Source organism: Caballeronia sp. LZ065, assembly GCF_031450975.1.
Classification (GTDB): Bacteria; Pseudomonadota; Gammaproteobacteria; order Burkholderiales; family Burkholderiaceae; genus Caballeronia.
Map to the genome: position 1 here is coordinate 338,675 of NZ_JARUXV010000004.1, position 20,154 is coordinate 358,828.

General features: G+C 65.4%; 19 protein-coding genes. 14 read left to right on the forward strand and 5 right to left on the reverse strand.

Translation table 11 applies throughout. The features are described from left to right. Positions 1 to 318: 318 nt before the first annotated feature. The 9 genes from QCE63_RS28115 (at position 319) to QCE63_RS28155 (ending at position 7,140) form a co-directional block, all read left to right on the forward strand. The gene (locus tag QCE63_RS28115; RefSeq protein WP_309837745.1) at positions 319 to 1,353 is read left to right on the forward strand and encodes a M14 family zinc carboxypeptidase; all 1,035 of its coding nucleotides are present in this window, start codon (positions 319 to 321) and stop codon (positions 1,351 to 1,353) included. Then, positions 1,350 to 2,132, forward strand: coding sequence for an alpha/beta hydrolase (locus QCE63_RS28120; RefSeq protein ID WP_309837746.1), 783 nt, complete (start codon positions 1,350 to 1,352; stop codon positions 2,130 to 2,132). The genes QCE63_RS28115 and QCE63_RS28120 overlap by 4 nt, the downstream gene beginning before the upstream one ends. Before the next feature lie 395 nt (positions 2,133 to 2,527). Then, entirely contained in the window at positions 2,528 to 2,767 is a 240-nt protein-coding gene (locus QCE63_RS28125; RefSeq protein ID WP_309837748.1) for a hypothetical protein, read from the forward strand. 127 nt (positions 2,768 to 2,894) lie between these two features. Beyond that, complete coding sequence (locus QCE63_RS28130; RefSeq protein ID WP_309837750.1) at positions 2,895 to 3,785, forward strand: GNAT family N-acetyltransferase; 891 nt, start codon at positions 2,895 to 2,897, stop codon at positions 3,783 to 3,785. A 77-nt stretch (positions 3,786 to 3,862) separates the two neighbouring features. Further along, a complete protein-coding gene (gene nthA, locus QCE63_RS28135; RefSeq protein ID WP_309837752.1) occupies positions 3,863 to 4,519 on the forward strand; it encodes a nitrile hydratase subunit alpha in 657 nt (218 codons plus the stop codon). Then, a complete protein-coding gene (gene nthB / locus QCE63_RS28140; RefSeq protein WP_309837753.1) occupies positions 4,516 to 5,193 on the forward strand; it encodes a nitrile hydratase subunit beta in 678 nt (225 codons plus the stop codon). The genes nthA and nthB overlap by 4 nt, the downstream gene beginning before the upstream one ends. Further along, positions 5,186 to 6,031 carry a nitrile hydratase accessory protein gene (locus QCE63_RS28145; RefSeq protein ID WP_309837755.1) on the forward strand — a complete coding sequence of 282 codons (846 nt, stop codon included), beginning with the start codon at positions 5,186 to 5,188 and terminating at the stop codon, positions 6,029 to 6,031. Before nthB ends, QCE63_RS28145 begins: the two co-directional genes overlap by 8 nt. Before the next feature lie 27 nt (positions 6,032 to 6,058). Next, on the forward strand, positions 6,059 to 6,445 hold the full coding sequence (locus tag QCE63_RS28150) for a tautomerase family protein (RefSeq protein WP_309837756.1): 387 nt from the start codon (positions 6,059 to 6,061) through the stop codon (positions 6,443 to 6,445). Next, on the forward strand, positions 6,442 to 7,140 hold the full coding sequence (locus tag QCE63_RS28155) for a 4'-phosphopantetheinyl transferase superfamily protein (RefSeq protein WP_309837757.1): 699 nt from the start codon (positions 6,442 to 6,444) through the stop codon (positions 7,138 to 7,140). The genes QCE63_RS28150 and QCE63_RS28155 overlap by 4 nt, the downstream gene beginning before the upstream one ends. A gap of 16 nt (positions 7,141 to 7,156) precedes the next feature. On the opposite strand, the gene QCE63_RS28160 is transcribed toward QCE63_RS28155, so the two are convergent. Continuing rightward, positions 7,157 to 7,663 (reverse strand): YgjP-like metallopeptidase domain-containing protein, encoded by a 507-nt coding sequence (locus QCE63_RS28160; protein ID WP_309837759.1) that lies wholly within the window; start codon positions 7,661 to 7,663, stop codon positions 7,157 to 7,159. A gap of 259 nt (positions 7,664 to 7,922) precedes the next feature. Between QCE63_RS28160 and QCE63_RS28165 the strand changes: the two genes are divergently transcribed. Continuing rightward, positions 7,923 to 8,450 (forward strand): metal-dependent hydrolase, encoded by a 528-nt coding sequence (locus tag QCE63_RS28165; protein ID WP_309837761.1) that lies wholly within the window; start codon positions 7,923 to 7,925, stop codon positions 8,448 to 8,450. 22 nt (positions 8,451 to 8,472) lie between these two features. Further along, complete coding sequence (locus QCE63_RS28170) at positions 8,473 to 8,967, forward strand: LEA type 2 family protein (protein WP_309837763.1); 495 nt, start codon at positions 8,473 to 8,475, stop codon at positions 8,965 to 8,967. Here QCE63_RS28170 and QCE63_RS28175 read toward each other — a convergent pair. After that, a complete protein-coding gene (locus QCE63_RS28175; protein WP_309837764.1) occupies positions 8,961 to 9,389 on the reverse strand; it encodes a cupin domain-containing protein in 429 nt (142 codons plus the stop codon). The two genes, QCE63_RS28170 and QCE63_RS28175, sit on opposite strands and share 7 nt — an antisense overlap. A 224-nt stretch (positions 9,390 to 9,613) precedes the next feature. Between QCE63_RS28175 and QCE63_RS28180 the strand changes: the two genes are divergently transcribed. Together QCE63_RS28180 and QCE63_RS28185 are read left to right on the forward strand one after the other, a co-directional pair. Beyond that, complete coding sequence (locus QCE63_RS28180; RefSeq protein ID WP_309837766.1) at positions 9,614 to 14,467, forward strand: NAD-glutamate dehydrogenase; 4,854 nt, start codon at positions 9,614 to 9,616, stop codon at positions 14,465 to 14,467. 383 nt (positions 14,468 to 14,850) lie between these two features. Further along, positions 14,851 to 16,239 (forward strand): FAD-binding oxidoreductase, encoded by a 1,389-nt coding sequence (locus tag QCE63_RS28185; RefSeq protein WP_309837768.1) that lies wholly within the window; start codon positions 14,851 to 14,853, stop codon positions 16,237 to 16,239. Between the two features lie 18 nt (positions 16,240 to 16,257). Here QCE63_RS28185 and QCE63_RS28190 read toward each other — a convergent pair whose 3' ends face one another. The 3 genes from QCE63_RS28190 to QCE63_RS28200 all read right to left on the reverse strand — a co-directional run bounded on the left by QCE63_RS28190 (position 16,258) and on the right by QCE63_RS28200 (position 19,701). Next, entirely contained in the window at positions 16,258 to 16,593 is a 336-nt protein-coding gene (locus tag QCE63_RS28190) for a host attachment protein (RefSeq protein WP_309837770.1), read from the reverse strand. A 129-nt stretch (positions 16,594 to 16,722) separates the two neighbouring features. Beyond that, entirely contained in the window at positions 16,723 to 17,406 is a 684-nt protein-coding gene (locus QCE63_RS28195; RefSeq protein WP_309837771.1) for a Fe2+-dependent dioxygenase, read from the reverse strand. A 54-nt stretch (positions 17,407 to 17,460) separates the two neighbouring features. Further along, positions 17,461 to 19,701 carry a TonB-dependent siderophore receptor gene (locus tag QCE63_RS28200; protein ID WP_309837772.1) on the reverse strand — a complete coding sequence of 747 codons (2,241 nt, stop codon included), beginning with the start codon at positions 19,699 to 19,701 and terminating at the stop codon, positions 17,461 to 17,463. 262 nt (positions 19,702 to 19,963) lie between these two features. Between QCE63_RS28200 and QCE63_RS28205 the strand changes: the two genes are divergently transcribed. After that, positions 19,964 to 20,146, forward strand: a complete 183-nt coding sequence (locus tag QCE63_RS28205; protein WP_309837774.1) for a hypothetical protein — start codon at positions 19,964 to 19,966, stop codon at positions 20,144 to 20,146. Positions 20,147 to 20,154: the final 8 nt, after the last annotated feature.

Sequence of the window (20,154 nt, forward strand, 5' to 3'; positions counted from 1 at the left end):
CGAACCACAGAGGCGAACCACAGAGGCGAACATAAGGCAGTGATTCGATTCTAGGTGACGAAGCGCTTTCGCGCAGTGACCGTCGCTGCGCGATGCACACGGCGCGAGGCTGTCGCAAGTCGTCGCATCGACATATTGCGTGCCGATCATCCGCCTATACTCGGGGCTTCCGGGTGGAGCGCAGCGGCGTCGCCAGTGCTCGGTCAGCACAAGGTCAGCACGATGTCAGCGCCGCGCCAGCGAGGCACCGAAACACGGAACCACAGTCTGATTCAAAAATCGCAGCACAGAACAGATACAGGACCGCGGGCCGTCGTCATGAACGCAAGCAGTGTCGTCACCAGCAGTTTTCCCGAGATGGACGAACTCGAGGCGCTTCGCGTCGCGGGCGGCGCGCACTTCGAATGGCGCACGCGCTGCGAAGTGCGCGCGCGCGGACAGGTCTTTCCGCTGCTCACCGCGTCCATCGGTTCCAATGATCCGGGCGCGCCCGCCATCGGCTTCTTCGGAGGCGTGCATGGGCTGGAATGCATCGGCACGCAGCTCGTGCTCGAATACATGCGCGCCTTGCTGACGCGCCTCGAATGGGACGACACGCTGCAACAGCAATTGCGCGCGATCCGTCTGATCTTCATGCCGATCGTCAATCCCGGCGGCATGTTCGCGCGCACGCGGGCGAATCCGAACGGCGTCGATCTGATGCGCAATGCGCCGCAAAGCGCCGAGGGACGGGTGCCGTTTCTCGCGGGCGGGCAGCGCATCGGGCCGTGGCTGCCGTGGTATCGCGGTCCCGTCGACGGCCACATGGAAGCCGAAAGCGCCGCGCTGCTCGGCGTGGTCGAGGAAGAGCTGATGTCGCGGCCGCTCAGTTTCGCGCTGGACTGCCATTCGGGCTTCGGCTGGGACGACAGCATCTGGTTTCCGTATGCGCGCACCGAGCGGCAGATGGCGCATCTGCCGGAGATGTTCCTGCTCAAGCGGATGTTCGAGGAGTCGTACCCGCATCACGGCTATGCGTTCGAGCCACAGAGCCACCAGTACCTGCTGCACGGCGACCTGTGGGACTTCGCTTACGACCGCTCGCGCCCGCCCAACATTTTTCTGCCGATGACGCTCGAACTCGGCTCCTGGCGCTGGATCCGCAAGAATCCGATGCAGTTGTTCTCGCGGCTCGGCATCTTCAATCCGATCAAGGCGCATCGCACGCGGCGGGTGCTGCGGCGTCATCCGAACTTTTTCGATTTCCTGACGCGCGCCGCGTATTCATCGCAACGCTGGCTGCCGGGCGGCGCGCCGCGCGACGAACTGTTGCGGCGCGCGCAGGCGCACTGGCAACGCACGGGCCTCCGATGAGCCAATGGATCCTGCTGCGCGGCCTCACGCGTGAAACGCGGCACTGGAGTGGTTTCGACGCGGCGCTGGTGGCGCACGGGCTGGCGGAAGGCGCTGAGGACATCGTTGGTATCGATTTGCCGGGCAACGGTGTGGAGCAGGGACGCCCGGCGCCGCTCTCGGTCGAGGCGATGATGGAATTCATCCGCGCCCGGGCCACGGCACTTGGCGTACGCATGCCGTGCCGGGTGATCGCGATGTCGCTCGGCGCGATGGTGGCGACCGCCTGGGCGCAACGGCATCCCGACGATATCGAGCGCCTGGTGTTGATCAATACCAGCATGCGGCCGTTTGCCAGCATGCACGAACGACTCCGGCCGTCGGCGTGGCCGGTGTTGCTGCGCATTGCGGCGAACTCGCGGCGGCCTGGACCCTGTGAAGCGTTGATTCATCAGCTGACCTGTCATCGGCAAGACGGCGCGGACGCGGACATCGCGCACTGGACGGCGTTGCGGCGCACCCACGGCGCCAGCGCGGGCAACGCTTTGCGGCAACTGCTCGCGGCGGCGCGGTTTCGCGCGGAGAAGCAAATGCCGGCGGGGAAAGCGCTGGTGCTGTCGGCGGCGGGGGACCGGCTGGTCGATCCCGTCTGTTCGGTACGCGTCGCGATGCACTGGGGCGCTGTGCATGCCGTGCATCCGTGGGCCGGCCACGACCTGCCTCACGATGACCCTGAATGGACCTGTCGCGCCATTGTCACGTGGCTCGCCGCGCTCGAAGCGCAGGCAGCGCGGGCGTGAAATCGGGCCCCTCGCGCTTCGAGCGCGTTGGCCTTGCGCAGGAACAGCGGCATCGGCGGCCCATCCGCCGGGCGATTTCAAAAAAGGGACATCGGAGCGTCAATACGGGGACGCAGGCATTGCGTTACCTTGGAATCGGCATCAGGCTTTTCCGTCAGGCAGCGACGTGTCCCCCGCGCGACTCCACCCCGACCCTAGGGAAACTTCGTGTTGCGCCGCAGCATGGCATTGCGTATGCTGTTCCATGAGGCGGCAGGGGCCGTCCGTACGGCCATCTGTCAGGCCGTGTTCACATTCGGCAGCGGATTGAACTTTGGCAAGCCAGCCGCCGGCAAGCAAGGCGAGCGTCGAAGGCAGCAGGCGGGCCTTGCGGACATCGCGGGAAGGAGCCGCACATGGAACTGACCACAACGTCGAACCCGACGCTGCACGTCTTCCATCAGGAAGGCGGGTGGCACTGGGGCATCACCATCGAACGCGCAGCGGGCGGTGGCATGAAGGTCGTCGCTTACAGCGACGAAGGCTTCGATTCGGAAGAGCAGGCGCGCGAGGACGGCGAGCATGTCCTGCGTTCGGAAGACTGGCGTTCGCGCCAGAGTTTCAGCCGCAGCGAGCGGCGACACGGGTATTCCTGAGCGGGGCGGCGCGTCATCGTCCCGTTCTTTCCGCACATCCTCCGCAGTCCGCCGCTCTTCCCGCATCTTTTCCCCACATCAGAATCGCGCGACACTGAAGTTCCTTCAGTTCGATGAGGTCGCCCACATGTCCTCCATGGAAGCCCCGTCGCGCGCCCGTCCCGATGATGCACGCTTCACCATCCGCCGCATGACGCCGCCCGAGGTGCAGAGCGCGCTCGACTGGGCCGCCACGGAGGGCTGGAACCCCGGTCTCGACGATGCCCGCGCCTTCTTCGCCACCGACCCGCAAGGTTTTTTAATCGGCACGTGGGACGGCGAGCCGATCGGCTGCCTCTCGGCGGTCGCCTATGACGACGCGTTCGGCTTCATCGGGCTCTACATCATGCGTTCCGGATGGCGCGGCAGGGGCTTCGGGCTACGCCTGTGGAACGAGGGCATGGCGTACCTGGGTGCGCGCAACATCGGACTCGACGGCGTGCTCGCGCAGCAAGCCAACTATCGCAAGTCGGGGTTCGTGTTGGCGGGCCGCAATGTGCGCTATGAAGGCGTGGCGCGGGCCAGCGTAGAACCGGTCCAGACGACGCTGACCCTTGCCGACGCGAAAGCTGTTCCCTTCGCCACGCTGCTCGACTATGACGCGCGCGTGTTCGGCTGCCGGAGAACAGCATTTCTGCAAGACTGGTTGACGATGCCGCAGGCATGCGCACGCGTGGCGCTGTCCGGCGATAGGGTGCGCGGTTTCGGCGTCATCCGCCGCTGCGCGCACGGCTACAAGATCGGTCCGCTCTTTGCCGACGATTCGCCCACCGCGCATGCGCTGTATCGCGCGCTCGTCGCGGAGGTCGCGGGTGAAACCGTGTTCCTCGACGTCCCGGAAAGCAATCCCGCGGCGGTCGCGCTCGCTGTCGGGCGTGGCATGACGAGCGTGTTCGAAACCGCGCGCATGTACACGAGCGGCGCGCCGGACGTGCCGCTCGACCGGGTCTTCGGCGTGACCACGTTCGAACTGGGTTGATACGCGCTTGCCCGATGTTTGCACGCCTTCGCGCACTCCGGTAACGTGATGCGTCTGTGTCACTCGCGAGACCGCTCATGAGCCACGATCACCCTCATCACCACGACGACCACGACCACGACCACGCCGGCAGCCCGCTGCCTGAAATGGATCTGCGCGTGAAGGCGCTCGAATCGCTGCTGGTCGAGAAAGGCTATATCGATCCGCAAGCCCTCGATATCTTCATCCAGACCTACGAGCACAAGGTCGGACCACGCAATGGCGCGCGTGTCGTGGCCCGTGCATGGAGCGATCCGCAGTTTCGCGCGTGGTTGCTGGACGATGCCACCGCGGCCATTGCATCGCTTGGTTTCACCGGACGCCAGGGCGAACATATGGTCGCGCTCGAAAACACCGCGCAGATTCACAACATGGTCGTCTGCACGCTGTGCTCGTGCTATCCGTGGTCGGTGCTCGGCTTGCCGCCGGTGTGGTACAAGTCCGCGCCGTATCGGTCGCGGGCCGTCATCGATCCGCGCGGCGTGTTGCAGGACTTCGGTGTCCGCTTGCCGGACGAAGTCGAACTGCGCGTATGGGATTCGACGGCCGAGGTCCGCTATCTGGTCCTGCCGATGCGCCCGCCCGGCACCGATCATCTCGACGAAGACGCGCTCGCCGCGCTCGTCACGCGCGATGCGATGATCGGCACGGGTCTCGCGTCGAGTCCGTCGGAAGCAAGCGAGGTGGCGGCATGAACGCGGCGCACGACATGGGCGGCATGCAGGCCTTCGGGCCCGTCGAGATCGATCCGTGCGATGCACCGGGCGCGTCGCCTTTCCATGCGGACTGGGAGCGGCGCGTGCTGGCCGTGACGCTCGCGATGGGCGCGACGGGTCAGTGGAACATCGACACCTCGCGGGCCGCGCGCGAAAGCCTGCCGCCTGCGCAATATCTCGGCAGCAGCTACTACGAAATCTGGTTCGAGGGCTTGAAGAAGCTGTTGCTCGCGAAGGGCCTGGCGAGTCCAGCCGAGATCGAGGCCGGTCATTCGCAGGCCGCGCCCGTCCCCAACGTGCGCATGCTGCGAGCCGCGGACGTCAGCGCCGCGTTGCTGCGTGGCGCGCCGGTCGATCGTCCGGAGCAGGCACCGGCGCGCTTCGCCATCGGCGACACCGTGCGCACGAAGCTGATGAATCCGCCCACACACACGCGTCTGCCGCGCTATTGCCGGGGCAAGAGCGGACAGGTGATCGCGGTGCGCGGCGCGCACGTTTTCCCCGATGAAAACGCCCTTGGCCACGGCGAGCATCCGCAATGGCTCTACACGGTGCGTTTCGACGCCGCCGAGTTGTGGGGCGCGGACACGAGCGCGTCATCGGTGTGCGTGGATTGCTGGGAGCCTTATCTTCTCGATGCCGCGCATGCATGACATGACCCTGAACGATCCGGCACTCACCCCGCTGCAACTGCAGGAACTCCGCGCCGCCCTGCCGGCTTTGCCCTTCAACGACGATGGCCCGGTGTTCCGAGCGCCGTGGGAAGCGCAGGCTTTCGCGATGACGCTCGCCTTGCACGAGCGCGGGGTGTTCACGTGGCAGGAATGGGCGCATGCATTGAGCGAGGCGATCCGCGCGGCGCAGGCCGCCGGCGATCCCGATCACGGCGACACCTACTATGCGCACTGGCTGAGCGCGCTCGAACGCCTGAGCACGGCAAAGGGCTGCGTCAGCCAGGAGACGCTGACGCAGCGCCGCCACGAGTGGGACGAGGCTGCGCGCGCCACGCCGCATGGCCAGCCCATCGTGCTGGACATGGCGCATGCGTCGAAACAGCACGTACTGCGCGCGCTGCCCGCCGCCACGCTCGACGCCTATCGCGCAGCGATCTACCGGATCGACGCAACGCCGGCAATCGACATGAAGATCGGCGTGACCAATCCGGCGCTCATCGCCTTGCTCGAAGAACATGGAGCCGACACCGCCGTGTTCGTGACCGCGTGCAATCCGTTCGGCCATCTGCTGCCGCCGGACGCCAACGCGACGCGGCAACGCGCGCTGGCTGCACGGATCGCGCAATCGGGACTGCGTGCATTGTCCGGCGCGGGCATCGACCCGTTGCACGTCTGGGCGGCCGAAGACAGCCTGCTGGTGCTCGGCGCGACCCAGGCAACCGCCGATGCGCTCCTGACCGAATTCGAGCAGCACGCCGTGGTCATGGTGGATCGCGCGAAGCCGCCGCACTTGCTGCTGCATCCGGGGCATCGCTGAGCCCCATCATCCAACAGGAGAATTCACATGCCGCTTGTACGCATCGATTTGCTGAAGGGAAAAGACAGCGCCTACCGCACGGCCATCGGCGACGTGGTGTATGACGCGATGCGCGCCACTCTCGACGTGCCCGAGAACGATCGCTTCCAGATCATTGCGGAGCGCGACGCGCCGGACTTCATCGTGGATCGCACTTATCTCGGCATTGCGCGCAGTGACGATTGCGTGGTGATCCAGGTCACGTTGAACGAGGGCCGCGATGTGGCGAAGAAGCGCGCGTTCTACAAGGCCGTCGCCGATGGCCTGCACGAGCGTCTGAAGCTGCGTCGCGAGGATGTGTTCATCGGTCTCGTCGAGGTGAAGAAGGAGAACTGGTCCTTCGGCAACGGCGAGGCGCAGTACGCGCCCACATGACCGTCACCGCCGTACCCTTCGATCTCGAACCGCTCGCGCTGCCTGCCGGCGTGCCTGCCGACATCCGCGTCTGGCGCGTTCCGATCCCGTTGACCGTCACGCCCGACGATCCCGCCTGCGCCGTGCTGGACGCAAGCGAACGCGCGCGCGCGGCGCGTTATCTGCGGCCTGAAGATGTAGCGCGCTTCAGCGTCATGCGTGCTTCGCTGCGTCACGTGCTCGCGACGCTGACCGGCACCGAGCCGGCCCGCCTCAAACTCGACGCCGGCGAGAACGGCCGCCCGCTGCTCGACCAGCCGGCCGCGCCGGACTTCAACGTCTCGCATTCGGGGTCGTTCGGGCTGATCGGCGCGTCGCGGGTCCGACGCGTCGGTGTGGATATCGAGGCGGCACGCGCCACTTTCGCCTGGCATGAACTGGCGCCTGCCGTGCTGGCGGAGCGCGACCGGCAGGCCATCGAGACGCTGCCCGAGGCCGCGCGCCACGGCGCATTCTTCGATTGCTGGACCGCCAAGGAAGCGGTGCTGAAGGCGCAGGGCGTCGGTATCGGCGGCGGGTGGATCGGGCTGAAAGGCTTCTCGGTGCTGCCGCGCAAGGGCTTGCGTCATGCGGTGTCGCCGGAAGCGGGCGGCTTCTCGGCAGTGGCACTGGACGCGCCTTCCGGCTATGCCGCCGCGCTCGCGTGGCAAGTTTGATGCGGTGCAGCGAGGCTCACACAGTCTTGGCGCGCACCAGGTCGCGATGCGTGAGATACAGCCGCAGATCGAATTCGATCTGATGGTAGCCCGGCTGCATCAGCTCACAGAGCCGATAGAACGCCTTGTTGTGATCGCTTTCCCTGAGATGCGCAAGTTCATGCACGACGATCATGCGCAGGAACTCAGGCGCCGTGTCGCGAAACAGCGAGGCGATGCGAATCTCCTTCTTTGCCTTGAGCCGCGCGCCCTGCACGCGAGAAATGGCTGTGTGCAGGCCGAGCGCGTGACGCAGCACGTCGAGCTTGCTGTCGTAGATGACCTTGTCGATGGCGGGCGCCACGCGCAGGAATTCCTGCTTCAGGTCCGAGCAATACGCATACAGCGCGCGATCGGACTGCACGGCGTGCCGGCTCGGATAGCGTGCGTCGAGATACGTGCCCAGTTGCTGCTGGGCGATCAGTCGACGCACCTTGTCCTGAAGCGTGTTCGGGTAAGCGCTCAGGTATTTCAGGTGTTGCATGACGGCGGTGTTCTGAAGAATCTCTCAAAACCTGCTTGCGCAGGCGGGCGTGGGACGCGCCAGGGGCGTCCGCAGCGGGAAGGGCGCAGCAATCTGACAACCATTCTAGTCAACGCGACGCAGACTCGCCCATTGCGACGGCGGCGCGGCGTGTTTCCGCGTACGCATTTGCGTAAGTTTATGTTTCAGCCCGGCGCGTCGTGTAACGCGCATGCGAACATTCGCGCTCTCCCGGCAAGCGATCAAGGCAGGTTTTTCCATGGCGTCGAACAAGGCTCATCATGCAACCGGATGGGCTGCGGGCATTATCGCGGCGGCGCTCGTGACGGCCGCGCACGGACCCGCCTCTGCGGGAGCGGGCATGGTTCCAGCGGTACTCGCACTGCTTGCCGCCGTGGCCGGCGCCACCGCGCCGGATTGGCTCGAAGTCGCGTGGTGGACGCGCGCCCGCAAGCTCTGGATCACGCATCGCACGTTGACGCATTGGGGCGTAGGCTGGGCCGCGCTGCTCGCGCTGTCCTGGCATGAACTCGGGCGGCATCCGGCGGCGCCCGTGGCCTTCGGCTTCGCATGCGGCGGCCTGATGCACCTGCTGGCGGACTGGCCCAATCCGCTCGGCGTGCCGTGGGTCGGCCCGCGCCACTCGCTCAATCTGTGGACGAGCGGGCACTGCGATCTGATCGTCGTGGGCGCGGCGTGGGTTGCCGCGCTGTTCGTCGTCGATGATGTCTGGTTTCATCATGCCGGTAGCCGTATGCTGCTCAACGTGCTGCGGTCCGGAGCATGATCACGCGAGGAACCTCGATCCCATGCAAGCGAATCACCCGCGCAGCCGCTTCTTTCTCTTTCTCGCCGGCCTGGCCGTGCTGTTCGCGCTGCATGGCTGCGCAGGCTTCTTCAATCGCGATGCCATGCGCGTGACGGTGGCGGGCATCGAGCCGCTCGAGGGACAGGGCCTCGAGATGCGCTTTACCGTGAAACTGCGCGTGCAGAATCCAAACAACGAACCGCTCGATTTCGACGGCGTCGCGCTCGATCTCGACCTCAACGGCCGCCCGTTCGCCAGCGGCGTCAGCGACCAGCGCGGCGTGGTGCCGCGTTTCGGCGAGACGGTGGTGGCCGTGCCGGTGACGGTGTCGGCGTTCTCGGTGGCGCGGCAGGCGTTCGGCTTCGCCACGGGCGAGGTACCGAACAAGGTCTCGTATGCGGTGCGCGGCAGGCTCGCGGGCGGGCTGCTCGGCGGCGCGCGCTTTGCCGATACCGGTTACGTCGACTTGCCGATGAACGGCGCGTCCGGCTACTGAGACGCCTGAGCTTCGCCGGGATCGTAGGGCACGACGCGGTCCGCTTCATTCGCGTCGTTGCGGGCGATCACCGCGCGCGCAGGCTCGGTGTCGCTCAGATTGACCGGCTGATGCGGCACGCCGGGCGGAATGAAGACGAAGTCGCCCGGCTCATTGATCATCGATTGCGCCAGCCCCGCTCCGTAGCGTGTCTCGATGCGTCCTTCCAGGATATAGATGCCGGTTTCGTAGCCGATGTGAACATGCGGCTCGCCGCGCCCGCCCGGCGGCACGACGACAAGGTGCATTGCGAGGCCGCGCGTGCCGGCCGTCGCCGCCGAGAGACCGATGAAATAAGGCAGATGTTGAACCGAAGCGAGCTTTTCCTGAGGCCGCACGGTGACGACCGTCTGCTGCGCGGGGACTTCCGTGGTGTCCTGCATGGCGATTCCTCCGTGTCCGGACTGCGCTGCGAATCTTCCCCTCGACGATAGGTCGAAAGCGCGTGTCGCGCAAAGGTCACGCGCGGGGGCTACCGTGGAAGGGCGCCGGCCTTGTGCAGGCGCACATGCCTGGCGGAAGGCAAACGCGCGTCGCGGCGCATAATCTCGATGACGTGAAGAGCAGACCATAGCGGCATCGCAACCGACACCCTCGGGAGGACACCATGCTGGTCAGGAACGAAGCGCGGGTCGAACAACTCATCAACGATCTCCTCGAATTCGCGCGAGGACGGTTGCCGGAGCAGACCTGGCCGATCATCGAGCCGCTGCTTCGCCACTACTACGAGCAGGTCGATGTCGAGGACATTGCGAGCCGCGATGTCGCCGATCTCTACGGCGCCGCCATGGCGCACATCCAGACGGCGCAGAAGTTCGTCCACGGGCGCGAAGTGCTGCGCGTCTACAACCCGAATCTGGAGCAGCACGGCTGGCACTCGGACCATACGGTGGTCGAGATCGTCAATGACGACATGCCGTTCCTCGTCGATTCGGTGAGCATGGAGCTCAACCGGCTGGGACTTGCGCTGCATTCCGTGATCCACCCGGTGTTCCGTGTCTGGCGCGGCGCCAAGGGCGAGATCGAGCGCATTGCGCAAGGTCACAGCGAGCCAGGCGACGGTCAGTCCGAGCTTGAATCGTTCATTCATTTCGAAGTGGACCGCTGCAGCGACGGCGCGCGTCTTGATGAAGTGCGCGACAACATCGCGCGCGTGCTGGGCGACGTGCGCGCGTCGGTGGAGGACTGGCCGAAGCTGCTCGACACCGCGCGCGCCGCGATCACCGAACTCAAGACCCGCGACACGACGCCGGACGGCATCGAGTCCCGCGCGTTCCTCGAATGGATGGTGGGCGACCACTTCACGTTCCTCGGCTGCCGTGACTACGATCTGGTGGAGCACGAAGGCGGCTTCGCGCTGCGCGGCGTGCCGGGTTCCGGGCTGGGCTTGTTGCGCGAAACCTTGCGCGCGCCGGCGGCGGGCGACCTGACGCCGCTGCCGCCGGGCGCGGCCGCGATCATCGAAGGCGCGGCGCCTGTCTTCCTGACCAAGGCCAATTCGCGCGCGACGGTGCATCGGCCCGGGTATCTGGACTATGTCGGCGTGAAGCGCGTGTCGCCCGAGGGCAAGGTGATCGGCGAGCGGCGTTTTCTCGGCCTGTACACGTCCACGGCCTATCTCGTTCCCACCTACGAGATTCCGATCGTGCGGCGCAAGTGCGCGAACATCGTGCGGCGCGCGGGGTTTCTGGAGAAAGGGCATCTGGCGAAGTCGCTCATCACGGTGCTGGAGCAGTATCCGCGCGACGAACTGTTCCAGGCCGACGAAGACGTGCTCTTCGACATCGCGCTCGGCGTGCTGCGGTTGCAGGAACATCAGCGCACGCGGCTGTTCGTGCGGCGCGACCGCTTCGACCGCTTCGTGTCGTGCCTCGTGTTCGTGCCGCGCGACAAGTTCAACACCGACCTGCGCCGCCGCATCAGCCGCGTGCTGATGGAGGCCTTCAACGGGCGCAGCATCGAGTTCACGCCGCTGTTGTCGGAGTCGCCGCTGGCGCGCATTCATATCGTGGTGCGCGCGGATCGCGGCACGATGCCTGACGTCGATACGCGCGAGCTCGAAGCGCGCGTCGTGCAGGTGGCGCGGCGCTGGCAGGACGATCTCGCCGACGCGCTCATCGACAGTCACGGCGAGGAAGCCGGCAACCGCCTGTTGCAGCGTTACGCGGATTCGTTCCCGGCGGGTTATCGCGAGGATTATCCGGCGCGTACGGCGGTGCGCGACATCGAGTTGATCGAGGCGACGCACACGAGCGCCGGCGGGCTCTCCATGAGCCTGTACCGGCCGATTGAGGCCGGCAAGCGCGCGTTCCGCTTCAAGGTGTATCGCGTGGGCGAGCCGATTGCGCTGTCGCACAGCCTGCCGATGCTCGAACATCTCGGCGTGCGCGTGGATGAAGAGCGACCGTATCTGATCGAGCCGACCGGCGCGCCGAACGCGTGGATCCACGACTTCGGCCTGGAGTTGCAGGACGATGTGGAGTTCGACATCGACCGCGTGAAGCCGCTGTTCGAGAACGCGTTCGCGAGCGTGTGGTCGGGCGAGATCGAGAACGATGACTACAACCGGCTCGTGCTGCGCGCGGAGTTCGGCTCGCGCGACGTGACCATCATGCGCGCCTATGCGAAGTATCTGCGCCAGGTGGGCTCGACGTTCAGCGACGCTTATATCGAGCGCGCGCTGATCGGCAATCCGCTGATCGCGAAGAAGCTGCTGCAACTGTTCATGGTGCGTTTCGATCCGACGCATGGCGGCGGCAGCGAGGCGCGCGACGCCGCCGCCGAGCGCGTGCTCGCCGACATCGAAGCGGCGCTCGACAAGGTGCCCAATCTCGATGAAGACCGCATCCTGCGGCAGTTCCTCGGCGTGATCTGCGCGACGGTGCGCACCAATCATTTCCATCGCGATGCGCACGGCCAGCCGCGGCCTTATGTGTCGTTCAAGCTGGATCCGTCGAAGGTGCCGGGGCTGCCCGAACCCAAGCCGATGTTCGAGATCTGGGTCTATGCGCCGCGTGTCGAGGGCGTGCATCTGCGCGGCGGACGCGTGGCGCGCGGCGGCTTGCGCTGGTCGGACCGGCGCGAGGATTTCCGCACCGAAGTGCTCGGCCTCATGAAGGCGCAGATGGTGAAGAACACGGTGATCGTACCGGTGGGATCGAAGGGCGGCTTCGTCGTGAAAAATCCCCCGCCGGTGACGGATCGCGAGGCGTTTCTCAGCGAAGGCGTCGCGTGCTATCAGATGTTCCTGCGCGGCCTGCTCGATGTCACCGACAACCGCACACCAGAGGGCATCGTGCCGCCGCCGGACGTGGTGCGTCACGATCCCGATGATCCTTATCTCGTCGTCGCGGCCGACAAGGGCACGGCCACCTTCTCCGATTATGCGAACGCGATTGCCCATGAATACGGCTTCTGGCTCGACGATGCGTTTGCCTCCGGCGGCTCGGTCGGCTACGACCACAAGAAGATGGGCATCACGGCGCGCGGCGCGTGGGAGTCGGTGAAGCGCCACTTCCGCGAGATGAACTTCGATACGCAGAGCACGGATTTCACGGTGGTCGGCGTAGGCGACATGTCCGGCGATGTGTTCGGCAACGGCATGCTGCTGTCGCGTCACATCCGGCTGATCGCGGCATTCGATCATCGCCATATCTTTCTCGATCCGACGCCCGACACCGCCAAGAGCTTCGAAGAACGCGCGCGTCTCTTTGCGCTGCCGCGTTCCAGCTGGGCTGACTACGACGCCTCGCTGATCTCGACCGGCGGCGGCGTGTACCCGCGCACGGCGAAGTCCATCCCGGTGTCGCCGCAGGTGCAGGCGGCGCTCGGCATTAGCGCGTCGGTGCTCGCGCCGAATGAACTGATCCGCGCGATCCTGCTGGCCGAAGCGGATCTGCTCTACAACGGCGGGGTCGGCACATATGTGAAGGCGACGGCGGAAACGCATCTCCAGGTCGGCGACCGCACCAATGACCCCGTGCGCGTGAACGGCGCGGAGCTGCGCGTGAAGGTGGTCGCGGAGGGCGGCAATCTCGGTCTCACGCAACTGGGGCGCATTGAGTTCGCACAGCGCGGCGGCCGCATCAATACCGATGCCATCGACAATTCCGCAGGCGTCGATTGCTCGGATCATGAAGTCAATATCAAGATCCTGCTGGGCCTCGTGGTCGCGGATGGCGAGATGACCGAGAAGCAGCGTAACGCGCTGCTCGCCGAGATGACCGACGAAGTCGGTCTGCTCGTGCTGAAGGATAACTATGCGCAGACGCAGGCGCTGTCGATCGCGAAGCGCTACGAAGCCGAAACGCTCGATGCCGAGGCGCGCATGATGCGCTTCCTGGAACGCGCCGGGCGCCTGAAGCGCCGCATCGAATTTCTCCCTTCCGATGATGAAATCGCCGAGCGCGCGGCGGTCAAGTCCGGGCTGACGTCGCCCGAGCGCGCGGTGTTGCTGGCGTACGGCAAGATGTGGCTGTACGACGAACTGCTCGAATCGGACGTGCCCGAAGATGCGCTCGTCGCGGACATGGTGCCGGAGTATTTTCCGAAGCCGCTGCAACAGCGCTACAGCGACACGATGCAGCGCCACCCGCTCAAGCGCGAGATTCTCGCGACGCATCTGACCAATGCGCTCGTGAATCGCGTGGGCTGCACCTTCGTGCATCGGCTGATGGAAGAGACCGATGCGCAGCCGAGCGACATCGTGCGGGCCGCGCTGATGGCGCGCGATGTCTTCGATCTCGATGACCTGGGGCGCAGCATCGACGGGCTGGACAACATCGTCGCCGATGAAGTGCAGGCGCGCATGTTCGTCGATGTCGTGCGGCTGCTCGACGATACGTCGCTGTGGTTCCTGCGTCATCTGAAGCACACCGGTGCGGACGCGCATGAAGCGCGCGGCGTGCTGGCGCGTTGCCGCGAGGCTGCGCAGCGGCTGGCGCCGCAACTGCCTGCGCTCCTGCCCGCGACGCAACTCGACGCCTGGTACGCGCGCCGGCGTGATCTGGAAGATGCGGGCGTGGAAAGCACGCTGGCGGCGCGGGTCGCGAGCGGCGAGATCGCCACGGCCGTGCTCGACAGCGCCGAAGTCGCGGCCTGCACGGAGCGCAGTCTCGAACTGGTGGCGAGCGTGTATTTCGGCATCGGCACGTTGCTCGATTATCGCGGCATCGCGGAGCGCGCAATGGCCTTGCCCGTCGCGACGCACTGGGACCTGCTCGCGCGCGCGGCCGCGCTGGAGGAACTGGCGCGCCTGAAGCGCGCGCTGACGGTGAGTGCGCTCGAGCAGTCGCGCGGGATCGATGCGGCGGATGTGATCGTCGAGACCTGGCGAGCGAAGCGCGAGCAGGCACTCGATCGCTACACGCGCCTGCTGACCGAATTGCGCGCCAGCGGCGGCGCGAGTCTTTCCATGCTGCTGGTCGTGGTGCGCGAGATGGCGGTGCTCGAACGCGCGTAGACCTTGTTCGCTGAGTGATGAAAAACGGGCGCCTCGCAAGCGCCCGTTTTTTTTTCATGCGTGCTTCATGACATCAGGGATCCGAAGCAATTCGTGAAGCATTGAATTCGATTCATGCCCGCTGTGTGTACTTTGTCGGATCCATGCTAGATCGCATGCGCAAATGCGCTCGACGCGCACTTTACATTCGGTAAATCACGGCATTTAATCAATGAGCGGACGAAGGCGTCCGGCATGTCTTTCTCTTTCCGTTCCCGCGGTCATCTCCGTGTGAATTCAATCGTTACGGCACACACGATCCGATTGCGGGTTCCTTGCGCTTTCGCCGGTCCAGCGGGCAGGGTCGGGCACGTCGCGGCGCGTCAATTGCAGCGAGGTTTCACATGATGAAGATATCGGGCGAAGTGATCGACTCTCTCAAGGCGACGGTACGCGGCAGGGTGATCGCACCCGCCGATGCCGACTACGACGAAGCACGCAAGGTCTGGAATGCCACCATCGACAGGCGGCCCGCGCTCATCGTGCGCTGCGCGGGCGTCGCCGACGTGAAGGCGGCGCTTGCGTTCGCGCGCGGCAACGGCATGCTTGTGTCGATCCGCGGCGGCTCGCACAACATCGCGGGCAGCGCCGTCAGCGACGACGCCGTGATGATCGATCTCTCCGCGCTCAAGTCGGTGCGCATCGATCCGCAGGCAAGACGCGCCTATGTGGAGCCCGGCGCCTTGCTCTCCGATCTCGATCACGAAGCGCAGGCCTTCGGACTCGCGACGCCGCTCGGCATCAACTCGACGACCGGCGTAGCCGGTCTCACGCTCGGCGGCGGTTTCGGCTGGATCAGCCGCAAGTTCGGCGTCACGGTGGACAACCTCGTGGCGGCGGAGATCGTCACGGCGGACGGCGAATGGCGCCGTGTCGACGAACATACCGACCCCGATCTCTTCTGGGCCTTGCGCGGCGGCGGCGGCAACTTCGGCGTGGTCACGCTGTTCGAATTTCGCCTGCATGAAGTCGGGCCGGAGATTTATGGCGGGCTGGTGGTCTATCCGCTCGAACAAGCGGATGAAGTCCTGCCGAAGTATCGCGAGTTCGTCGCACAAAGCCCCGACGAACTAAGCGTCTGGGCCGTCATGCGTCTCGCGCCGCCGTTGCCGTTCCTGCCCGCGGACGTGCACGGCAAGCCGGTGATCGTGCTGGCGAGTTGCTATGTCGGTCCGGTCGAGAACGGCGAGCGTGTGCTGGCGCCGGCGCGCAGCTTCGGCACGCCCTGTGGCGAGCATCTCGGACCGATGCCCTTCGCGGCCTGGCAGAAAGCCTTCGATCCGCTGTTGACGCCGGGTTCGCGCAACTACTGGAAGTCGCATAACTTTGCCGGCCTCACGGACGCGACCTTCGACATCCTGACCAACGCGGTGAAGTCGCTGCCTTCGACGCAATGCGAGATCTTCGTCGGCGCGATGGGCGGCGAGACGAACCGCGTGCCCGCCGATGCGACGGCCTACGCGAATCGCGATTCGATCTATACGATCAACATTCACGGCCGCTGGGAAGACGCCGCCGATGATGCCAAATGCACCGCGTGGGCGCGCGACATGTTCGCCGCGCTGACGCCGCACGCGTTGGGCAGCGTCTATGTCAACTTCCTGACGGGCGATGAAGGCGATCGGGTGAAGGCGGCGTATGGACCGAACTACGAGAAGCTCGCGCGAGTGAAGCAGCGCTACGATCCGGAGAACGTGTTCCGCAGCAATCAGAACATCGTGCCGGCGGCATAAGAAGGTGACGGGCCGGATTTAACGCCGGCCCAGGCCGTGGCGCATGTCGTGTGAGGCGTCGTCGGTGGTTTCTTCGTAGACGAGGGTGCGCGTGTCACTGGTCAAGTGCGCGCGCAGCACGTGCAGGAATCGGGGTTCCACTGCGAGGCGCAGCCGGTCGAACCGGTGCTGCTGGCGACTCTGCTCCAGAAAGCCGGCGACCTTGCGCGCGAACGCTGCGCCGTCGTCGTCCGCCATGCTTGCCGCCGGATTCCTGAGGTCTTCGACCTGCCGCAGATCCAGCGTCAAACCAAGCGTCTCGAAGACGCGCGCACGCTTGCCGTCAGCCGCGAGAACCCACGTGATGGCGGTCATGGCGCTCCTCCTGTTCGCCCGTCCACGCGAGCTTTCGCCATTGTGCGCCCGATCTTCGCGCGCCGGCTTCGTTCGTGCGGAGATTCGCTTTTGCGACGCAGCACGAAGTACGAAGCAGGATGCCTGCGCCTAGGTCTCGCTCCACATGCGCAGCAGGTTGTGATAGCAGCCGACCAGCGTGCGCTTGGCGGCTTCATCGCCGTCGGTGGCGTTGAGGCGCTGGATGGCGTTGTCAAGATCGAACAACAGGGCGCGTTGTCCATCGTCGCGCACGAGGCTCTGCGCCCAGAAAAAACTCGACACGCGTGCGCCGCGCGTGACCGGGCGCACTTGATGCAGGCTCGTCGCCGGATAGACCAGCGCATGGCCGGCGGGCAGCTTCACTTCCTGCACGCCAAAGGTATCTTCGATGATCAATTCGCCGCCGTCATATTCGTCGGGCGGCGTGAGGAACAGCGTGACCGAGACATCCGTGCGCACGCGCGCGCCGTGGCCCGGCACGATGCGGATCGCGCCATCGACATGACTGCCGAAGTGCATGCCGCCTTCGTAACGGTTGAACAGCGGCGGATACACGCGATTCGGCAACACGGCGCTGATGAAGAGCGGATGCCGCTCCAGCGCGCCGACGATACTGTCGCCCAGTTCATGCGCGATCGGCGAGCCTTCCGCGATCTGCATGTTGCGCTTGACCGGCGCGCCCTGATAACCCGCGGTGGCGCGGCCGTCGACCCAGGCGTCGCTGGTTTCGAGGCGGGCGCGCATGGCGGCGGCATCGGCGGGACTGAGGACGTTCGGTATCGAGAGGATCATGGTTCTGTGGGACGTGGCGCGCGCCGCGGGCGGGCGGGGCGCGCCGGCACGGCCTCAGCGGAAACCGTAGTTCAGGGGGGCGAGGGACGTGCGGCCCCGACCCCGCCCCGCGCGTCCGCCGTCGGACGGAATCAGGGCGTCGTAGTACTTCTTGTCCGTCAGGTTCAGCACGTTGAACTGGATATCGTAGCGTTTCTGATGATACGCGGCCATCACGTCCCAGCGCACGTAGCCGCCCACTTCGACGAGATTGTTGTTCGCCGCATAGCGCGACGACACATACGAAGGCCCGCCGCCGATCTGCCACACCGGCGTGAAGTCATAGGTCGTCCACAGCGTGAACATGTGATGCGGTGTGTTGGCCGGCGTCTTGCCCTGCGTGCCGTCGAAGGCCTTCAGGATGGTGCCGTCCATGTAGGTATAGCCGCCGAACATCTGCCATTGCTTCGTGATGTGGCCTGCCACGCCCAGTTGATAACCGCGCACGCGGATGTCGCCGTCGAGCGAATAGCTGCCGTCCGAAGCCAGCGTGCGCGCGTTGGTCTTCTCGATGTTGAACAGCGACTGCGTGACCGAGAGACCGCCGTTCAGCAGATCCCACTTCGAGCCGACTTCATACGACTTGTTGTGCTCGGGCGGCAGGTTCTGCTGGCCGTTGGTGAGCGTGAGCGCTTCGAGCGACGGATCGAATGAAGTGCCGTAGGACACGTAGTAGGACTGCGTCTCCGTCGGCTGGAACACGAGGCCCGTGCGCACGCTCGTGAAGTAGTTGGTTTGCGTGCCGTAGGAGGGCGCGTTGATCGAGTTGTGGATCGCCGCTTCATAGCGGTCCCAGCGCACGCCGCCAATCCACTTCCAGTGCTCGCCGAGCGAAATCGTGTCGTTCAGGTACAGGCCAAGACCGTTCGCGCTCGACTCCGCCAGATTGGTCACCACCTCGCGATAGTTCGCCGGACGCGGTACATACGCCGGATCGACCAGCGGCACGATGGCGAGCGTGTTCGAGGGCAGGCCCGGCGTCGTCGCGGTGAAGCTCTGGTTGCTGTAGGTCTCGTGGCTCAGATCGACGCCCACCAGCATGTCGTGCTTCAGGAAGCCCGTGGCGAACTTGCCTTCGAGGTCGGTCGTGTTGTAGACCGAGTGATCGTTGATGTTGCGGTCCTTGCCTTGCAGGCGCACGAACAGCGAGCTCAGCGGCAGGGAAGTGTAGTTGCCGTTGGTGAGCGCCGTCGAAGTGCCGAGTGGTCCGGTCAGCACGGCCGCCGCGTTGGTCGCGCGCGCTTCGGTGCTGTAGTGGCTGAACTGCGTCTGGTTGCGCAGCGTGAACATGTCGTCGAAGCGATGCTGAATGCGCGCGCTCACCGTCTGCACGTCCTGGATCGTGCGGTCGTCGGTGAAGCCGTAGAAAGTCTTCGTGTCCACCGGCGCGGGATGGCCGTTCAGCGGCGGGATGCCGTAGTCGGGCTGGTCGCGGTTGTGCTGGATCAGCGCGCTCAGCGTCACCTGCGTCGGCGTGCCGATGCCGAACTTCACTTCCGGCGCGATGCCGTAGTCCTTGTTGATCATCTCGTCGCGGCTCGAACCCAGCGACTGACCAAACGCGTTGATGCGGAACGCCGAGGTGTCCGTCAGCGGCTGGTTGATGTCGACCGTCGAGCGGAAGCGGTCGTGCGTGCCCGCCTGCAACGAGACATCGGCGCGGGGTTTCAGGTCCGGCTGCTTGCTGACCTGATTGATGACGCCGCCCGTCGAGCCGCGTCCGAAGTACAGCGACGACGGCCCGTAGAGCACGTCGATCGACTCGAGGTTGAACGTGTCGCGATAGTACTGGCCGCGGTCGCGGAAGCCGTCGAGATAGATGTCGGTGCGCGCGGAGAAGCCGCGCAGGTTGATGTTGTTCCCGATCTGGCCGCCTTCGGCCGCGCCGAGCGTGACGCCCGGCACGTTGCGCAGGGCATCGGAGAACGAGCTGATGGCCTGCGATTGCAGCACGGCCTTCGGCACCACGACGACCGCCTGCGGAATGTCGCGCAGCGCGGTGGGCACCTTGGCGCCGACGCTGGACACGTCGGCCTGGAAGTCGGGCGCGTCAGCCTGGCCGGTCACGCGGACAGCGGGCAGGGACGCGGTATCGGGCGCGGACGTTGCCGCATCCGGGCCGGGCGGCGCGGCTTGCGCGATGTTCGGTGCTGCGGTGGGTGTGGGTTGCGATGCAGTCTGGGCGTACAGCGGTGCCGCCATGGGCACGGCGGCAATCGTTACCCATGCCGCTGCCAGCGGCGTCTTCCTCAACATGTCGTTGTCCAGGTCGTTGTTGTTCAGGTCCGATGACAGAGGATCGGGCGTCCTGCTGCCACAGTTTTACGAGGTGCGTGATGTCGTCGATGGAAGGTCGCGGCGCGGCGGTGCTGCGTGCCATTCATTGCGCCGGACTATCGTGTCGATTGGGTAAATGCGAATCGCTATCATTACACGGACGGAAATATTTAGAAAATATCCGTAATGATCGGCGGGATTTATTGCCGGTTTCTGTGACGCTGGCGCAACAGAAAAGCGCATGCGCGATGCGGCTTCAGATTTTGTGGAGATGGCGCTCACGCCCGTTGGGCATGACTTTGCAGACGGGATCGCGACTGGCGCGTCTCGGCGCCAGGCGAATGCGAAGGAATTGCGGACAAAAAGTGGCGGATTAAATTTTCCGACCAGTGCCCGCTTTGGTAATGCGATGAAATATTCGTAATAAATCGA